This window comes from Phenylobacterium sp. (genome assembly GCF_019636135.1).
Taxonomy (GTDB): domain Bacteria; phylum Pseudomonadota; class Alphaproteobacteria; order Caulobacterales; family Caulobacteraceae; genus Phenylobacterium.
Map to the genome: position 1 here is coordinate 33,786 of NZ_JAHBYD010000009.1, position 15,502 is coordinate 49,287.

A 15,502-nucleotide genomic window follows, 5' to 3' on the forward strand; every position below is an offset into this window, starting at 1 on the left:
GCCACGGACATGCCGTGGGCGGGCGGCGCGTGACAGCGGCTTCCCGGCCGGGCTAAAGGCGCGGCATGCCCGCCGGCGTCCTCTTCGTCCACAACAACTTCCCGGCCCAGTTCCGGGACCTGGCCGAGGCGCTGGCGGCGCGGGGCGTGCCGTGCATGGCGGTGGGGCAGGCCCATTCGCGCGAGCTGCCGGGGGTGCGGCTGGCGCGCTACGCCCTGCCCCGCGGCACGACCGAGGGCATCTATCCGCTGGCCGTGCGCGCCGAGGCCGACCTGATCCGCGGCCGCGCCGCCTACGAGGCCGCCAAGGCGCTGAAGCACGAGGGATGGGATCCGCAGGTGATCGTGGGCCATCCCGGCTGGGGCGAGACGACGTTCCTGGGCGAGCTGTTCCCGGCGGCCCGGCAGATCGCCTTCGCCGAGTTCTGGTACCACGCGCGCGGCTACGACGTGGGGTTCGACACCGAGTTCTTCCCCGAGACGGACGAGCAGATCTTCCGCGTGCATTCGAAGAACCCGGTGATGGCGCTGGCCTACGCGACCGCGGATGCGATCGTGGCGCCCACGGCGTTCCAGGCCGGCGCCCTGCCGCCGGTGTTCCGCGAGCGGACCCGCGTGATCCACGAAGGCGTCGACGTGGCCGCGATCCGTCCCGCGCCGGCGGAGCCGTTCGCGCTGGAGGACGGCCGGATCATCGCGCCCGGCGCGCCGGTGATCACCTATGTGAACAACAACATGGAGCCGCTGCGGGGCCTGCACATCTTCGCCCGCGCCCTGCCTCGCCTGCTGGCCGAGGTTCCGGACGCCCAGGTGATCGTGATCGGCGATTCGTCGAAGCGGGCCTATGGCGGCGCGGCGCCGGACGGGAGGAGCTGGACGGCGGCGATCTTCGGGCCGCTGGCGTTCGACCGCAGCCGCGTCCACTTCCTCGGCCGCGTGCCGCACGCGCGGATGCTGGCGGCGCTGCGGCTGGGCGCGGCGCACGTCTACTACACCTATCCGTTCGTGCTCTCGTGGTCGCTGAGCGAGGCGATGGCGAGCGGCTGCTACGTGATCGGCTCCGACACGGCGCCGCTGCACGACGCGATCACCGACGGGGTCGACGGGACCCTGCTGCCGTTCTTCGATGTCGACGCGCTGTCGGCGGCGATGATCGCGGCGTGCCGGGCGCCGGAGGCCTTCGCGCCGCTGCGGGCCGCCGCGCGCGAGACGGCGGTGGCGAAGTTCGACCGCGCCAAGGGCCGCGAGGCATGGCTGGCGCTGCTGCGCGAGCACGGGGTGGCGATTCCACCTCACCCCTGATCGTCATGGCCCGGCTTGTCCGGGCCACCCATTGGGCTGTGAGTTGGCGAGGAATCGCAGCGTCGACGCCGCGCACAATCGGAGGCGCACAGCCCAATGGGTCCCCCGGACAAGCCGGGGGATGACGTTCCAGGAGGGAGTCACCCGCAGCGGACGTCCTGGATGAGGCCGGTCTTGGCGTCGAAGAAGAAGTTCAGGCGCTCGGGGCGGAAGTCCATGGTCATCGGGCAGGTGGTGCAGGCGACGCGCTGCCGGGCGGGATCCAGCGGGATCGGGATCTCGGTGCGCGGACGGCCGACCAGGTCCTGGTGCTCGCGCGCGCCGCAGGTGTCCGGGGGCGGCGGTGGGGGCGGCGCGGGCGCCAGAGCCAGTGGCGGCGGCGGCGGGGGTTCCGGCGGGGCCGGGGTCGAACAGCCCGCGAGGGCTATGAGCGTCACCGCCAGCGCAACCCGCCTCATGCCTGCTTCTCCCATCCGCGCGCCTGCTGCTTCCAGTACGAGACCGGGTGGCCCCTGGCCTTGGCCTCCCGGAACTGGGCGCGGGCGTTCTGCAACTGCCCGTCGTCCGCGCCGTCGAAGATCACGATGCAGCGCTGGTAGCCCGCCAGGTCGCCGGCCTCGGCGCCGTCGACGAGGAACAGCGCGTCGGCCGCGTTCGGGTTTTCCGTCCGCGTCGTGAGCAGGATCGGCTGGCGGGCGGCATTGGGCTCGTCGGCCGGCGCATGCGGCAGGAAGCTCTCGTCCCGGTAGCTCCAGAGCCAGCCGTCGAGGTGGTCTATGCGCTCCCGGGCCGACGAGCGCACGATGGCCTTCCAGCCGCGTTGCAGCGTCTTCTCCAGCAGTTCGGGCAGGGCCTGGTCGAGGCCGGTGCGCTCCAGGTGGTAGAACCAGACCTCGCAGGCGGCCGCGTCAGCCATTCGGGCCCTCCAGGCGCCCGGCGAGCGACAGGATGGCGCCGGCGACGGCTTCGGCGTGGGTCAGCATGGCCAGATGATGCAGCGGCAGGCGCACCACGGGCCAGCCCTTTCGGCCGGCGATCTGCGCTTCCTCGACATAGGCGCCGCTGAGCTGGAGGTAGGCGGTGGGCGTGTCGAGCTCCAGCTCGGGCGCGAGTTCCTCGAAGTAGCCGACCGGGATCGGCTCCAGCTCGGCAATCAGGTCCTCGCGCAGCGCCGGGTCGGGCAGCAGGCGTTCCAGCGCGCCCGGCGGCCACCAGCGGTCCCAGGACGGCAGCGCGCCGTCGACCGCGCCCGCCAGGAGCTGGCCCGCGAGGTTCGGCGGGGCGGTGTCGAACCACGACTGGCCGGGGTGCGGCAGGATCGCGTCGCAGAAGACGACGCCCGCGAGCGCGCCTTTGGCCAGGGCGGCCACCGACGGGATCAGGGCGCCGGCGCCGCTGTGGGCGACCACGATGGCCGGCCGGCCGCGGCCCAGGGTGGCGGCCATGCTGTTGGCGAGGGCGGCGTAGGCGTCGTCGCCGAGCGTCGAGAGCCGGGGCCACGCGGGCGCCTCGGCCTCGGCGCCCTTGTCGCGCAGGGCGTCGGCCACCCGCCGCCAGGACAGCGGGCCCAGCAGCGGGCTGTGCAGGAGGACGAGGCGCATACTCAATTCCACCCCATCCGAACGTCATGGCCGGGCCTGTCCCGGCCATCCATGAACACCGATCGCGCCCGTGAACCGAGGCGGCGCCGTCCTGCCCTCCCACCGACGACGGTGTTCATGGGTCCCCGGGACAAGCCCGGGGATGACGATGCTTGGGGGGCGGTCACCCCTCGTACTTGTCGCGCACCATGCGGTTGAGGAGCCGCACGCCGAAGCCGACGGCGCCGTCCGGGATGGTGGGGACGGACGAGGGCTTCTTCCAGGCGGTCGAGGCGATGTCGAGGTGCGCCCAGGGCACGTTGTTCACGTAGCGCTGGAGGAAGAGCGCGGCGGTGATCGAGCCGCCGGGGCGGCCGCCGGTGTTCTTCATGTCGGCGATCATGGAGTCGATCTGCCTGTTGTAGGCCTCGGGCAGCGGCATGCGCCACAGGCCCTCGTCCTCGGCCTTGCCGGCCGCGAGGAGGTTGGCGGCCAGCTCCTCGTTGTTGGAATAACAGCCGGCGTAGTCGTTCCCGAGCGCGATGATGATGGCGCCGGTCAGCGTCGCCAGGTCGACCATGACCTTCGGCCTGAAGCGGTCCTGGCAGTACCAGAGGGCGTCGGCCAGCACGAGGCGGCCCTCGGCGTCGGTGTTCACCACCTCGATGGTCTGGCCGGACATGGAGGTCAGCACGTCGCCGGGGCGGTAGCTGTTCCCGTCGGGCATGTTCTCGACCAGGCCCAGGATGCCGACGGCGTTGACCCTGGCCTTGCGGCCGGCGAGCGCATGCATGACGCCGGCCACCGCACCGGCGCCGCCCATGTCCCACTTCATGTCCTCCATGTTCTCGGCGGGCTTGATCGAGATGCCGCCGGTGTCGAAGCAGACGCCCTTGCCGACGAAGGCGACCGGCTGGGCGGACCTGTCGGCCGCGCCTGTCCACTTCATCACCACGAGCCGGCTTTCGCGGATGCTCCCCTGCCCCACGGCCAGCAGCGAGCCCATGCCGAGCTTCGCCATCTCGGCCTCGCCCAGCACCTCGACCTCCAGGCCGATGTCCTCCAGCTCCTTCACGCGGGCCGCGAACTCGGCCGGGAAGAGGACGTTCGGCGGCTCGGAGACGAGGTCGCGGGTGAAGCTGATGGCGTCGGCCAGGGCGGCGAAGTCGGCGAAGCCCGCGAGGGTCGCATCGGGGCTCTCCGCGACCACCTCGGTGCGGGCGATCGAGGGCTTCTTCTCGGCCGGCTCCCTGGTCCGGTACTTGTCGAAGCGGTAGCTGGCGAGGCGCACGCCGAAGGCGGCGTTGGCGGCGAAGGCGCCGGCGCCTTCCACCCGCAGCGTCTCCAGGCCCGAGGCCTTCACGGCGTTGTAGCCGGCGGCGGCGGCGTTCTCGGCCGCGGCGGCGTCGAAGGCGTCCTTCTTGCCCGCGCCCACCAGGACGAGGCGGGCGGCGTCCACGCCCTGCGGCGCCAGGATGTCGAGCGTCTGGCCCTTGCCGCCGGTGAAGCGGCTGGCGGCCACGGCCTGGCCGATCGCGCCCGACTGCGTCTCGCCCTCGAAGACGATGCGGGCCACCGCGGACTTGGCGGGAACAGCGGCGCCGGCCGCGACGAACTGGATATCCATGTCTCTTCTCGCGAGGTGTTCTTGTCAGGTGTTCGGGGCGCGCCCACGTCAGGTTGTGTGGCGGAGCGACGCATGGTTTAGAACAGGTCCGCCGCCGGGGCGCATCTAAATCTCCGGGCTACTCGATTTTCAAAAGAATGCGCCTGATCGACCGCTACCTCCTTCGCCAGCTCACGGGGCCGGTGGTCCTGGCCACCCTGGCGCTGACGTCGGTCGCGTTGCTCTCGCAGAGCCTGGCGGGCCTGGACCTGATCGTGAACCAGCGCCAGAGCGCGCTCGTGTTCCTGAAGGTGACGCTGCTGTACATGCCGCAGCTCATCAACCTGATCCTGCCGATCGCGGTGTTCGTGGCCGCGCTGGTGGCGCTGAACCGGCTGCACACCGAGCAGGAGATCGTGGTCTGCTTCGCCGGCGGGATGAGCCGCTGGCGGGTGATCAGCCCGGCGATGCGGCTGGCGGCCACGGTGGCGTTCCTGGCGCTCTTGATGAACGTCTTCGTGCAGCCGGCCTCGTTCCGGGCCCTGCGCGAGGAGCTGTTCCTGGTTCGCACGGACCTGGCCGCCACCCTGGTGCGCGAGGGCGAGTTCACCGAGCCCGCGCCCGGCCTCACCGTCTACGCCCAGAACGTCGACGGGCAGGGCAACCTGCGCAACCTCTTCATCCACCAGGTGAAGCCGGACGGGTCGACCAGCACCTACACCGCCGAGCAGGGCCGCGTCGGCCGCGCCCAGGGCCGGCCGGTGCTGTTCATGAGGAACGGCTCGAACCAGGAGCTGTCGAGCCGCAGCGTGCTCAACTACCTGACCTTCGACGAGTACATCTTCGACCTGGAGCCGCTGGCCCGCTCGGACGAGCTCATCCACTTCAAGCCGTCGGACCGGTACCTGCACGAGCTGTTCTTCCCCGACCTCCAGCAGGACTGGGAGCGGCGCAACCGCCTGGACCTGCTGGCCGAGGGCAACGCGCGCATCGCCTCGCCGCTCTACAACATCGCCTTCATGGCGCTGGCGCTGAACGCCATCATCGGCGGCGGCTTCTCGCGCCTCGGCTACGGGCGGCGGATCGTGACGATGGGCGCGATCGCGGCCGCGGTGCGCCTGATCGGCTTCCAGGTGCAGGCGGCCTGCGAGGAGAACGCCTGGCTCAACATCCTGCAGTACCTCGTGCCGATCGCCGCGACCTGGGCGGCGCTGGCGCAGATCTTCCGCCAGAAGGTCAACCGCTACATCGACATCACCAGGACCTCGCTGGGCCTCACCGAGGCGCGCGCATGACCGGCCGGATCGAGCGCTATGTATTGAGCTACATGCTGCTGGGGGTGATCGGCGCGCTGGCGATCATCTCGTCGGTGATCCTCCTGATCCAGTTCGTGGAGCTGACCAGCCAGGTGGGCACGCGGGCCGACGTCGGCGCCGACCAGATCTTCGAGCTGACGCTGCTGCGCGTCCCGTCGATCATCCAGATCCTCCTGCCGTTCTGCTTCCTGTTCGGCGGCATCGGGGCGTTCGTGGCGCTGAACCGGCGCAGCGAGCTGGTGGCGATGCGGGCGGCGGGCGTCTCGGCCTGGCGGTTCATCCTGCCGTCGGCGGCCGGGGCGTTCGTGCTGGGGCTGCTGGCCGTGGGCGGGCTCAACCCGCTGTCGGCGGCGCTGAACGCACAGTTCGAGCTGCAGCGCGCGCGGCTGATGGAGAACTACCTGGGCGACCGGCCCAAGGACATCTGGCTGCGCCAGGGCGACGAGAAGACCCAGATCGTCATCCACGCCCGCGACCGCGACGTGAAACGCGGCACGGTCACGCTGAAGGGCGTGTCGCTGTTCATCTACGAGAAGAACGCGCGCGGGCAGCCGGAATTCCGCCGCCGGCTGGAGGCGGGCGAGGCGACGCTGCAGCCCGGCTACTGGCGGCTGAAGAACGTGCGCGAGGCGACGGCGGGCGATTCGTCGATCCGGTCGGACACGCTCTCGATCCGCTCGACGCTGGACGAGGAGGCCGCGATGGAGCGGCTGGCCTCGCCCGAGGCGATCGCGTTCTGGCGCCTGCCCAGGGCGATCCAGCTCACCGAGCAGGCGGGCTTCTCGGCCAACGGCTACCGGCTGCGGTTCCAGCAACTGCTGGCGACCCCCCTGCTCTTCGCCGCCATGTCGATCCTGGCCGCCGCCTTCTCGCTGCGGCTCGCGCGCCTGGGGGGCCTCGCGGGGCTGGCGGGGGCGGGCGTGGCGCTGGGCTTCATCATGTTCTTCTTCAACCAGTTCGCCGGCGCGCTGGCCAAGGCCGACATCATTCCGCTGTTCGCCGCGGCCTGGGCGCCCGCGGTCGTCGCGCTGCTCGCCGGGGTGACCCTGCTTTGCTACACCGAAGACGGTTGAATCGTTTGGCCGCGGGGCTATGCATCGCGGGGCCGGCAACAAATAGACACACCGGGCGGCGCTTTGGGGATCGAGGGTTGATGGTACGTCGGCGTACGGCGCGATCGGCAGGCAAGCGCGCCCTATTGGCGAGCGCCGCGGTCGCCCTCCTGTGGACCTGCGGCGCGCACGCCCAGGCCCCGCAGACGGCTGCTCCCCGCGCTCCGGGCCCCCGTGCTCCGGGCCCCAGCGCCGACGGGCTCCAGAAAGACGAGATGTACATGGAGGCCGACGAGGTCGTCCGTGAGGACGACAAGGGCCTGACGACCGCCAACGGCAACATCGAGGTGCGCTACAACGGCCGCACGCTGCGCGCCGACAAGCTGACCTACGACGACAAGAGCGGCATCATCCGCGGCTACGGCCACGTCGTCATCGTCGAGACCGACGGGTCGACCGAATACGCCGACGAGATCGTGCTGGACGACGAGATGAAGGCCGGCGTGGCGCTGGGCTTCTCGGCGCGCCTGCAGGAGAACGTGAAGATCGCGGCGGCCAGCGCCGCCAAGCGCAACGAGAACATCCAGGAACTCAACAAGGCGATCTACACGCCCTGCGAGATCTGCGCGAAGGACGGCAGCCCGAAGACGCCGACCTGGTCGATCGCGGCCGATCGGGTGGTGCGCGACAAGAAGCGGCGGATCGTCTACTACCGCAACGCCCGGTTCAGGCTGTTCGGCGTCTCGACGATCTACCTGCCGCTGTTCTGGCACGCCGATCCGGACGCCGAGCGGACCTCGGGCTTCCTGGTGCCCAAGGCCTCGGTCTCCGACCGCCGCGGCGTGTCGTACGAGCAGCCCTACTACTGGGTGATCTCGCCTTCGACCGACCTGACGATCAGCCCGCAGATCAACTCGAAGATCGCGCCGTTCCTGAACGGCCAGGTGCGCAAGCGCTTCTACTCCGGCGATGTCGACATGCGGTTCGGCTACACCCACGCCCGCGACTTCGACGGCAAGGGCAACGAGCTGCGCGGCACCTCGACCGACCGCAGCTACGTCCTGGGCCGCGGCGCGTTCCAGATCGACGAGAAGTGGCTGTGGGGCTTCACGGCCGAGCGCACCTCGGACGACCTGATCTTCGACAAGTACGAGGTGGGCAAGGTCTACACGGGCGCGGCCCGCGGGCTCTACGTGGCCGACGACCGGCGGCTGATCAGCCAGCTCTACACGATCCGCCAGGACCAGAGGTCGTACTTCTCGGTCGCGGCCATGAGCATCCAGGGCCTGCGCCCGGGCGCGATCGACCCGCTGACCGGCTTCGCCTCGGGCGAGAACGACCGCGTCTTCCCGGTGATCGGCCCGCTGGTCGAGGGCCACTACGAGCCGGTGCAGACCGTGGCGGGCGGCCGCCTGCGCGTCCACACCAGCGCCGTGGTGCTGAGCCGCGAGCAATCGCAGACCGACCTCACCCAGCGCCTGCCCGGCCTGGACAGCGCCCGCATCACCGGCGAGGTCGACTGGCGCCGCTCGTTCACCGCGGCCAACGGCATGCGCTTCTCGCCGTTCCTGACCGCGCGCGCCGACGCCTACCGCATCCAGGACATCCTGACCGGCGTGGGCTCCAGCACCCGCAAGGACGAGATGACCCGCGGCCTGGCCACCGCCGGCGTCGACTTCAGCTATCCGTTCTTCAAGCGCACCGGGGACGCCACGATCATCCTGGAGCCGGTGGCCCAGCTCGCCGCCTCGCCCAACGCCAAGCAGGTGGTGATCGGACGCACCGCCGCCGGCGCGCCGGTCTACCTGAACGAGGATTCCATCGCCTTCGAGCTCGACGAGAGCACGCTGTTCCGCTCGAACAAGTTCCCCGGCTACGACCTCTACGAGGACGGCGTGCGCCTCAACGTCGCCGGCCGCGCGACGGTGATGTGGGACGACGGGCGGCGCGCGAACTTCCTGCTGGGCCGCAGCTTCCGCGCCGAGCAGAACGACGTCTTCACCGCCCGCTCGGGCCTGCGCTCCAAGGCGTCGGACTGGGTCGTGGCCGCCAACGCCCAGCCGATCCGCGGCCTCAGCGTGTTCGCCCGCGCGCGCCTCGACAACGACACGCTCGACATCCACCGCCTGGAAGCGGGCCTGAACGCCTCGAACAAGCATGGCTCGGGCTTCGTCCGCTACCTGACCGACGATTTCGACATCAACGGCACGAAGCGCGAGAACCTGGACCTCGGCGGCGAGGTCTACCTCGCCAGGAACTACGGCGTCAGCTTCTTCGGCAGCCGCGACCTGAAGCAGGATAGCTGGGTCGTCCGCGACCTGGGCGTGTTCTATCGGGACGACTGCCTGCGGGTGGATGTGATCTATCGCCGCGAAGACACGATCATCGGCCGTCTGCTACCGAGCGAGTCGGTCTCCGTGCGCCTAACGCTCGCCACATTGGGCGGGTCATTCAATGGCAGGTAATATGGGGACCCGTGCGTGGTCCTACGAAGGAAGAGACTCTCGTCCATGATGCGTTATCTGACGGGCTCGACGGCGCGGAACACAGCGCTCGCCTGCGCGCTCGCCGTTCTGGCTGCGGTTCCGGCCGGGGCGCAGCAGCCCGGGGGGCCCGCGGGCGCCGCGCCGCCGGAAGGGACGCGCCTGCCGTCCGCGCCGCCGCCGACGGGCCTCTCCGAATCGGTCGCCGCCGTCGTGAACGACGACATCATCTCGACCTACGACCTGGCGCAGCGCATGCGCCTGCTGATCGCCACGTCCGGCATCCAGCCCACCCAGGAGAACCTGCCCCAGTTCCAGCACGAGGCGCTGGTCTCGCTGGTCGACGAGCGCCTGCAGTTCCAGGAGCTGCGCCGCGTCGAGCGGGAGCAGAAGATCGACATCCTCGCCGACGAGGACGAGGTGAACGAAGAGATCGACGGCATGGCGGAGGGCAACAACATGAGCCGCCAGCAGTTCCTGGGCTACCTCACGTCGCGCGGGATCAATGCCGACACGCTGAAGCAGCAGATCCGCGCCAACATAAGCTGGAGCCGCTGGATCCAGGGCCGCTATGGCTCGCGCCTGCGGGTCGGCGACGACCAGATCGCGGCGACCCAGGCGCTGCTCGCCGCCCAGGCCTCCAAGCCGCAGTACAACATCGCCGAGGTGCTGATCGACGCGAACCGCGTGGGCGGCATGCAGCAGGCCATGGCCGGCGCGCAGCAACTGGTCTCGCAGATGCAGCAGGGCGCGCCCTTCCCGGCCGTCGCGCGCCAGTTCTCGTCGCTGCCCACCGCGGCCACGGGCGGCGACGCCGGCTGGGTGAGCCCCGGCGAGGTGCCGGCCGAGGTGGCCGGCGTACTGGAGCAGATGCGCCCGGGCCAGCTCTCGCAGCCGATCGCGGTCAAGGACGGCGTCTACATCCTCTACCTGAAGGACAAGCGCGCCGGCGGGACCTCGACCCTGGTCAGCCTGAAGCAGGCGGCGGCGCCGCTGCCGCAGGGCGCGAGCGCGGAGGACGAGGCGGCGGCGCGGACGAAGCTGATGGCGCTGAAGCCGCAGATCAAGGACTGCGCCACCCTCGAGGCCACGGCCGGCAAGGTCCAGGGCGTGGTGGCCGGCGACCTCGGCGAGGCCGAAGTCAGCGATCTGGCCCCGCAGTTCCGCGAAGCGGCCGAGAAGCTGCAGGTGGGCGAGATCTCCGATCCGATCCGAACGACGGCGGGCCTGCACCTGGTGGCGGTCTGCGGCCGCCGCAACGCCAGCGGCGGGCAGATGGACAAGGACCAGATCGAGCGTCGCCTCCGTGGCCAGCAGCTCAGCATGATCGCGCGGCGCTACATGCGCGACCTGCGCAACTCGGCGACCATCGAGCAGAAGTGACGCGGAACCCGCTCGCGCTCTCCCTCGGCGACCCGGCCGGCATCGGCCCGGAGATCGTCGTCAAGGCGTGGCGGGCGCTGAAGGACGAGTTCGCCGAGGGGGGCCCCGCCTTCTTCGTGGTCGGCGACGCGGGCGCGGTGGCTTCGGCCCCGACCTCGTCCGCGGGCCTGGTGCGCACGATCTCGACGCCGGACGAAGCGGTCGCCGCCTTCAGGGACGCGATCCCCGTCCTGAACCTGCCGCTCAAGTCGCCCGTGGTGGCCGGCCAGCCGGCCCCGTCGGCGGCGGGCGCCATCGTCCAGTGGATCGAGACCGCGGTGGGCCTCGCACTCTCGAAGACGGTCGCCGGCGTCGTCACCGCGCCGATCGCCAAGGCGCCGCTCTACGAGGCGGGCTTCAGGTTCCCCGGCCACACCGAATTCCTGGGCGAGCTGACGGCGGCCACGACCTACGACGGCGCGCGCGGGCCGGTCATGATGCTGACGGCGGCCGACCTCAGGGTCACGCTGGTCACCGTGCATGAGCCGCTGGCGAAGGTGTCGGGCAAGCTCTCCATCGAAACGGTCGTGAACGCCGGCCTGGTGACCGCCCAGGCGCTGCGGCGCGACTTCGGCGTGGCGCGGCCCCGGCTCGCGGTGGCGGGGCTGAACCCGCATGCGGGCGAGTCGGGCGCCATCGGGCGGGAAGAGGTCGAGATCGTGCAGCCGGCGATCCGGGCGCTGAAGGACCTGGGCGTCGACGCCAAGGGGCCCTACCCGGCCGACACGATGTTCCCCGACGAGGTGCGCGCGACCTATGACGCGGCGCTCTGCCTCTATCACGACCAGGCGCTGATCCCGGTGAAGATGCTCGACTTCTGGGGCGGGGTGAACGTCACCCTGGGCCTGCCGATCGTGCGCACCTCGCCCGACCACGGCACCGCCTTCGACATCGCCGGCCGCGGGATCGCGCGGGCCGACAGCCTGGTCGCGGCCATCCGGCTGGCGGACGAGATCGCGCGGCGCCGCGCGTGAGCCGCCTCGACGACCTCCCCAGCCTGCGCGAGGCGCTGGAGGCGCACGGCCTGTGGGCCAAGAAGGCGTTCGGCCAGCACTTCCTGCTCGACCTCAACGTCACCCGGAAGATCGCGCGGCTGGCCGAGGTCGGCGAAGGCGACCACGTGATCGAGGTCGGCCCTGGCCCCGGCGGCCTGACCCGCGCCCTGCTGGAGACCGGCGCGCGGGTCACCGCCATCGAGAAGGACGAACGCTTCCGGCCGCTGCTGCAGGAGGTGGCGGACGCCGCGCCGAACCTGACCCTCGTGTTCGGCGACGCGCTGAAGGCCGACGAGGCGCAGGTCGCGGCGGGGCGGCCGGCGCACCTCGTCTCCAACCTGCCCTACAACGTGGGCACGCCGCTGCTCATCAAGTGGCTGACGGGGCCGTGGACGCCGGCGTCGCTGACGCTGATGTTCCAGCGGGAGGTGGCGGACCGGATCACCGAAGGGCCGGGCGAGGACGCCTATGGCCGGCTGGGCGTGATCGTGCAGGCGACCTGCGTGGGCCGCCGCGTGCTGGACGCCCCGGCGCGGGCCTTCACCCCGCCGCCGAAGGTGGACTCCGCGGTCGTCCGCCTGGAGCCCCGCGCCGACCGGCCGTCGTCGGACCGCCTCGACGCGCTCCAGCGCATCACCGCCGCGGCGTTCGGCCAGCGCCGGAAGATGCTGCGCTCCAGCCTGAAAGCGATGGGCGGCGAGGACCTGATCGCCGCCGCCGGGCTCGATCCGACGGCGCGGGCCGAAGTGATCCCGGTCGAGGGGTTCCTGGCGCTCGCCGACGCATGGCTTGCGCGTCGCACGGCCCCTTAGGCACGCACCCACTACCGCTCATCCCCGCGGATGCGGGGACCCAGACTTCATGCTTTGCGACGTTCGCGGGAGCTCCAGCCTCCAAAAACAAGTCTGGGTCCCCTGAGTTCGCGGGGATGAGCGGATGTGGGGATGAGCGGGGAGGAAGGGAGATGAGCGGAGCTAAAAATAGACGCCGGGGGTGCAGATAGGGCAGCGTCGACGCCGCTGCTGGCCACGCCGAATCCGGTGTTCATGGGTGGCCGGGACAAGCCCGGCCATGACGTTCTGAAGGTGGGTGGATGAAGGACGCGCGATGCTGACCCTGCTGGGCGTGGCCGCGGTGGTGGTGGGGTTCGCGGTGCGGCTGAACCCGCTGCTGGTCGTGGTGATCGCCGCGTTCGTCACGGGGCTGGCCGCCGGCATGACGCCCGTCGCGGTGCTGGAGGCGTTCGGCAAGGCGTTCAACGAGAGCCGGCTGATCACGGTGGCCTACCTCGTCCTGCCGATGGTGGGCGTGGTCGAGCGGGCGGGCATCCAGGAACAGGCGAAGAAGCTGATGCTGCGCCTGAGGGGCGTCTCGGTCGGGCCGCTGCTGATCGCTTACCTGCTGTTCCGGCAGGGCACGTCGGCGCTGGGTCTCACCTCCATCGCCGGCCAGACCCAGAGCATCCGCCCGATCGTCGCGCCGATGGCCGAGGGCGCGGTCGAGAGCCACGGCGGGACGCTGGACGACGCCGAGCGCCAGCGGGTGAAGGCCATGGCCGCGGCGACCGACAACGTGGGCCTGTTCTTCGGCGAGGACATCTTCGTCGCCATCGGCTCGATCCTGCTGATGGTCGGCTTCCTGGCGACGGCGGGCATCACGCTCGACCCGATCCACCTGTCGCTCTGGGCGATCCCCACCGCCATCGTCGCCTTCCTCCTGCACGCGGCCCGGCTGCTGCTGTTCGACCGCGCGCGGCGGCGCGGGGCGGCCGCATGATCCGGATCGGCGCCGTCTACGTCCTGGCCGGGCTCGTCTTCGCGGCCTTCGCCGTGCTGAGCGCGGTGGATCGCAACAACAGCAAGCGCTTCGGCAATGCGGTGTTCTGGGGACTGGTCGCGACGAGCTTCCTCGCCGGCGATCTCCTGGGCGACCTCGGCAACGGCGTGCTGGTGCTGGGCCTGGCGCTGATCGCCGGCTTCGGCCTGCTGGGCCGCGGGCAGCCCGCCACCACCTCGCCCGAAGAGCGCCAGGCGCTGGCCGAGCGATTCGGCGGCAAGCTCTTCGTTCCGGCGCTGGTCCTGCCCGTGGTCGTGATCTTCGGCGTGCTGGTGCTGAAGCCCATCGAACTCGCCGGCGCCCCACTGCTCGACCCGAAGCAGGCCACGCTGATCTCGCTGGCGCTGGCGGCGGTCGTCGCCACGGCCACGGGGCTCATCCTGCTGCGCCAGCCGCTCATGAGCCCGCTGCAGGAGGGCCGCCGCCTGATGGACACCGTCGGCTGGGCGGCGCTGCTGCCGCAGATGCTGGCGGCGCTGGGCGCGGTCTTCGCGCTCGCGGGCGTCGGCGACCTGATCGGCAGGCTGGTGACGAGCCACATCCCGATGGACGCGCGGCTGACCGCCGTGGCCGTCTACTGCCTGGGCATGGCGGGCTTCACCGTGATCATGGGCAACGCCTTCGCGGCCTTCCCGGTGATGACCGCCGGCATCGGCCTGCCGATCCTGATCCGCGGGTTCGGCGGCGACCCCGCCGTGGTGGCGTCCATCGGCATGCTTTCGGGCTTCTGCGGCACGCTGATGACCCCGCTCGCGGCCAACTTCAACCTGGTGCCGGCGGCGCTGCTGGAACTGCCCGACCGCTACGCCGTCATCAAGGCGCAGATCCCGACGGCCCTGCCGCTGCTCGTGGCCAATGTGGTGCTGATGTATGTCCTCGCCTTCTGATCGGCTGACGCCCGAGCTCGCGTCCCGGTTCGCCCGCATCGCGCTGGGCCACGTCGGCCGCGAGTATCCCAACAAGATGGACACGGTCCTGACCGGGCCGGGCGACGTGAAGAGCCCGCGCCAGCAGCACCCGATCTACTTCGGCAGCTTCGACTGGCACTCCTGCGTCCACGGCTACTGGACGCTGGCGACGGTGCTGCGCCTGCACCCGGAGATCCCCGAGGCGGACGCGATCCGCGCGCTCTTCGACGCGAGCTTCACGGCGGCGAACGTGGCGGGCGAGACCGCCTACGCCGCCCGCCCCGCCTCGCGCGGCTTCGAACGGCCCTACGGCTGGGCGTGGCTCCTGAAGCTCCAGGCCGAGCTGCTGGCGCACGATGCGCCCTGGGCCGCAACGCACCAGCCGCTCGCCGACGTGTTCGCGCAGCGCTTCCGCGACTTCCTGCCGATCGCCGCCTACCCGATCCGCACGGGCGTCCACTCCTCGACCGCGTTTGCCCTGGCGCTGGCCGCGGACTATGCGCGCGCCACCGACGACGCGGCCCTGCTGAAGCTGTTCCACGACCGGGCGCTGAGCTGGTACGCCGAGGATCGCGATGCCCAGGCCTGGGAGCCGTCGCTGGACGACTTCCTGTCGGCCACGCTGATGACGGCGGAGTGCCTTCGCCGGCTGTTGCCGCCGCCGGAGTACCGCCTATGGCTGGCGGCCTACCTGCCGCGGCTGGCGCAGCGCCAACCGGCCAGCCTGTTCGCGCCCGCAAGCCCGACCGACCGCTCCGACGGCAAGATCGCCCACCTCGACGGCCTGAACCTGTCGCGCGCCTGGTGCTGGCGCGAGATCGCCGCCGAGCTGGACTCCGACGATCCGGCGCGCCCCATCGTGCAGGAGGCCGCCCGCGCCCACCTCGCCGCCGCCCTGCCCCACGTGGCCGGCGACTACATGGGCGAGCACTGGCTGGCCTCGTTCGCGCTGCTGGCGCTGCTGGCCGGTTAAGGCGGTTGCGGACCGCACGAGAACGCGCTC

Annotated in this window: 14 protein-coding genes; 10 read left to right on the forward strand and 4 right to left on the reverse strand. The window is 71.1% G+C overall.

The genetic code is table 11. The features are described from left to right. Window positions 1-65 precede the first annotated feature (65 nt). A complete protein-coding gene (locus KF737_RS08135; RefSeq protein WP_296452741.1) occupies window positions 66-1,301 on the forward strand; it encodes a glycosyltransferase in 1,236 nt (411 codons plus the stop codon). A 140-nt stretch (window positions 1,302-1,441) separates the two neighbouring features. Here KF737_RS08135 and KF737_RS08140 read toward each other — a convergent pair whose 3' ends face one another. The 4 genes from KF737_RS08140 to KF737_RS08155 form a co-directional block, all read right to left on the reverse strand. Then, window positions 1,442-1,759, reverse strand: a complete 318-nt coding sequence (locus KF737_RS08140; RefSeq protein WP_296452744.1) for a peptidase inhibitor I78 — start codon at window positions 1,757-1,759, stop codon at window positions 1,442-1,444. Beyond that, entirely contained in the window at window positions 1,756-2,217 is a 462-nt protein-coding gene (locus KF737_RS08145) for a DNA polymerase III subunit chi (protein ID WP_296452748.1), read from the reverse strand. Before KF737_RS08145 ends, KF737_RS08140 begins: the two co-directional genes overlap by 4 nt. Continuing rightward, window positions 2,210-2,902, reverse strand: coding sequence for an alpha/beta fold hydrolase (locus KF737_RS08150; RefSeq protein ID WP_296452752.1), 693 nt, complete (start codon window positions 2,900-2,902; stop codon window positions 2,210-2,212). Before KF737_RS08150 ends, KF737_RS08145 begins: the two co-directional genes overlap by 8 nt. Before the next feature lie 163 nt (window positions 2,903-3,065). Beyond that, entirely contained in the window at window positions 3,066-4,508 is a 1,443-nt protein-coding gene (locus KF737_RS08155; RefSeq protein WP_296452755.1) for a leucyl aminopeptidase, read from the reverse strand. A 137-nt stretch (window positions 4,509-4,645) separates the two neighbouring features. On the opposite strand from KF737_RS08155, the gene lptF reads away from it, so the two are divergent. From lptF to KF737_RS08200, 9 genes are all read left to right on the forward strand, one after another. Beyond that, window positions 4,646-5,782, forward strand: a complete 1,137-nt coding sequence (gene lptF / locus KF737_RS08160; RefSeq protein WP_296452757.1) for an LPS export ABC transporter permease LptF — start codon at window positions 4,646-4,648, stop codon at window positions 5,780-5,782. Next, the gene (gene lptG / locus KF737_RS08165) at window positions 5,779-6,876 is read left to right on the forward strand and encodes an LPS export ABC transporter permease LptG (protein ID WP_296452760.1); all 1,098 of its coding nucleotides are present in this window, start codon (window positions 5,779-5,781) and stop codon (window positions 6,874-6,876) included. Before lptF ends, lptG begins: the two co-directional genes overlap by 4 nt. A 254-nt stretch (window positions 6,877-7,130) precedes the next feature. After that, a complete protein-coding gene (locus KF737_RS08170) occupies window positions 7,131-9,320 on the forward strand; it encodes an LPS-assembly protein LptD (RefSeq protein ID WP_296452762.1) in 2,190 nt (729 codons plus the stop codon). A gap of 45 nt (window positions 9,321-9,365) precedes the next feature. After that, on the forward strand, window positions 9,366-10,721 hold the full coding sequence (locus KF737_RS08175) for a peptidylprolyl isomerase (protein WP_296452765.1): 1,356 nt from the start codon (window positions 9,366-9,368) through the stop codon (window positions 10,719-10,721). Then, entirely contained in the window at window positions 10,718-11,734 is a 1,017-nt protein-coding gene (gene pdxA, locus KF737_RS08180; RefSeq protein ID WP_296452768.1) for a 4-hydroxythreonine-4-phosphate dehydrogenase PdxA, read from the forward strand. The genes KF737_RS08175 and pdxA overlap by 4 nt, the downstream gene beginning before the upstream one ends. Continuing rightward, window positions 11,731-12,567 (forward strand): 16S rRNA (adenine(1518)-N(6)/adenine(1519)-N(6))-dimethyltransferase RsmA, encoded by an 837-nt coding sequence (gene rsmA / locus KF737_RS08185; protein ID WP_296452770.1) that lies wholly within the window; start codon window positions 11,731-11,733, stop codon window positions 12,565-12,567. The genes pdxA and rsmA overlap by 4 nt, the downstream gene beginning before the upstream one ends. A gap of 295 nt (window positions 12,568-12,862) precedes the next feature. Further along, the gene (locus KF737_RS08190; protein WP_296452773.1) at window positions 12,863-13,531 is read left to right on the forward strand and encodes a DUF969 domain-containing protein; all 669 of its coding nucleotides are present in this window, start codon (window positions 12,863-12,865) and stop codon (window positions 13,529-13,531) included. Next, a complete protein-coding gene (locus tag KF737_RS08195) occupies window positions 13,528-14,478 on the forward strand; it encodes a DUF979 domain-containing protein (RefSeq protein ID WP_296452776.1) in 951 nt (316 codons plus the stop codon). Before KF737_RS08190 ends, KF737_RS08195 begins: the two co-directional genes overlap by 4 nt. Then, complete coding sequence (locus KF737_RS08200) at window positions 14,462-15,472, forward strand: DUF2891 domain-containing protein (RefSeq protein ID WP_296452779.1); 1,011 nt, start codon at window positions 14,462-14,464, stop codon at window positions 15,470-15,472. The genes KF737_RS08195 and KF737_RS08200 overlap by 17 nt, the downstream gene beginning before the upstream one ends. Window positions 15,473-15,502 lie beyond the last annotated feature (30 nt).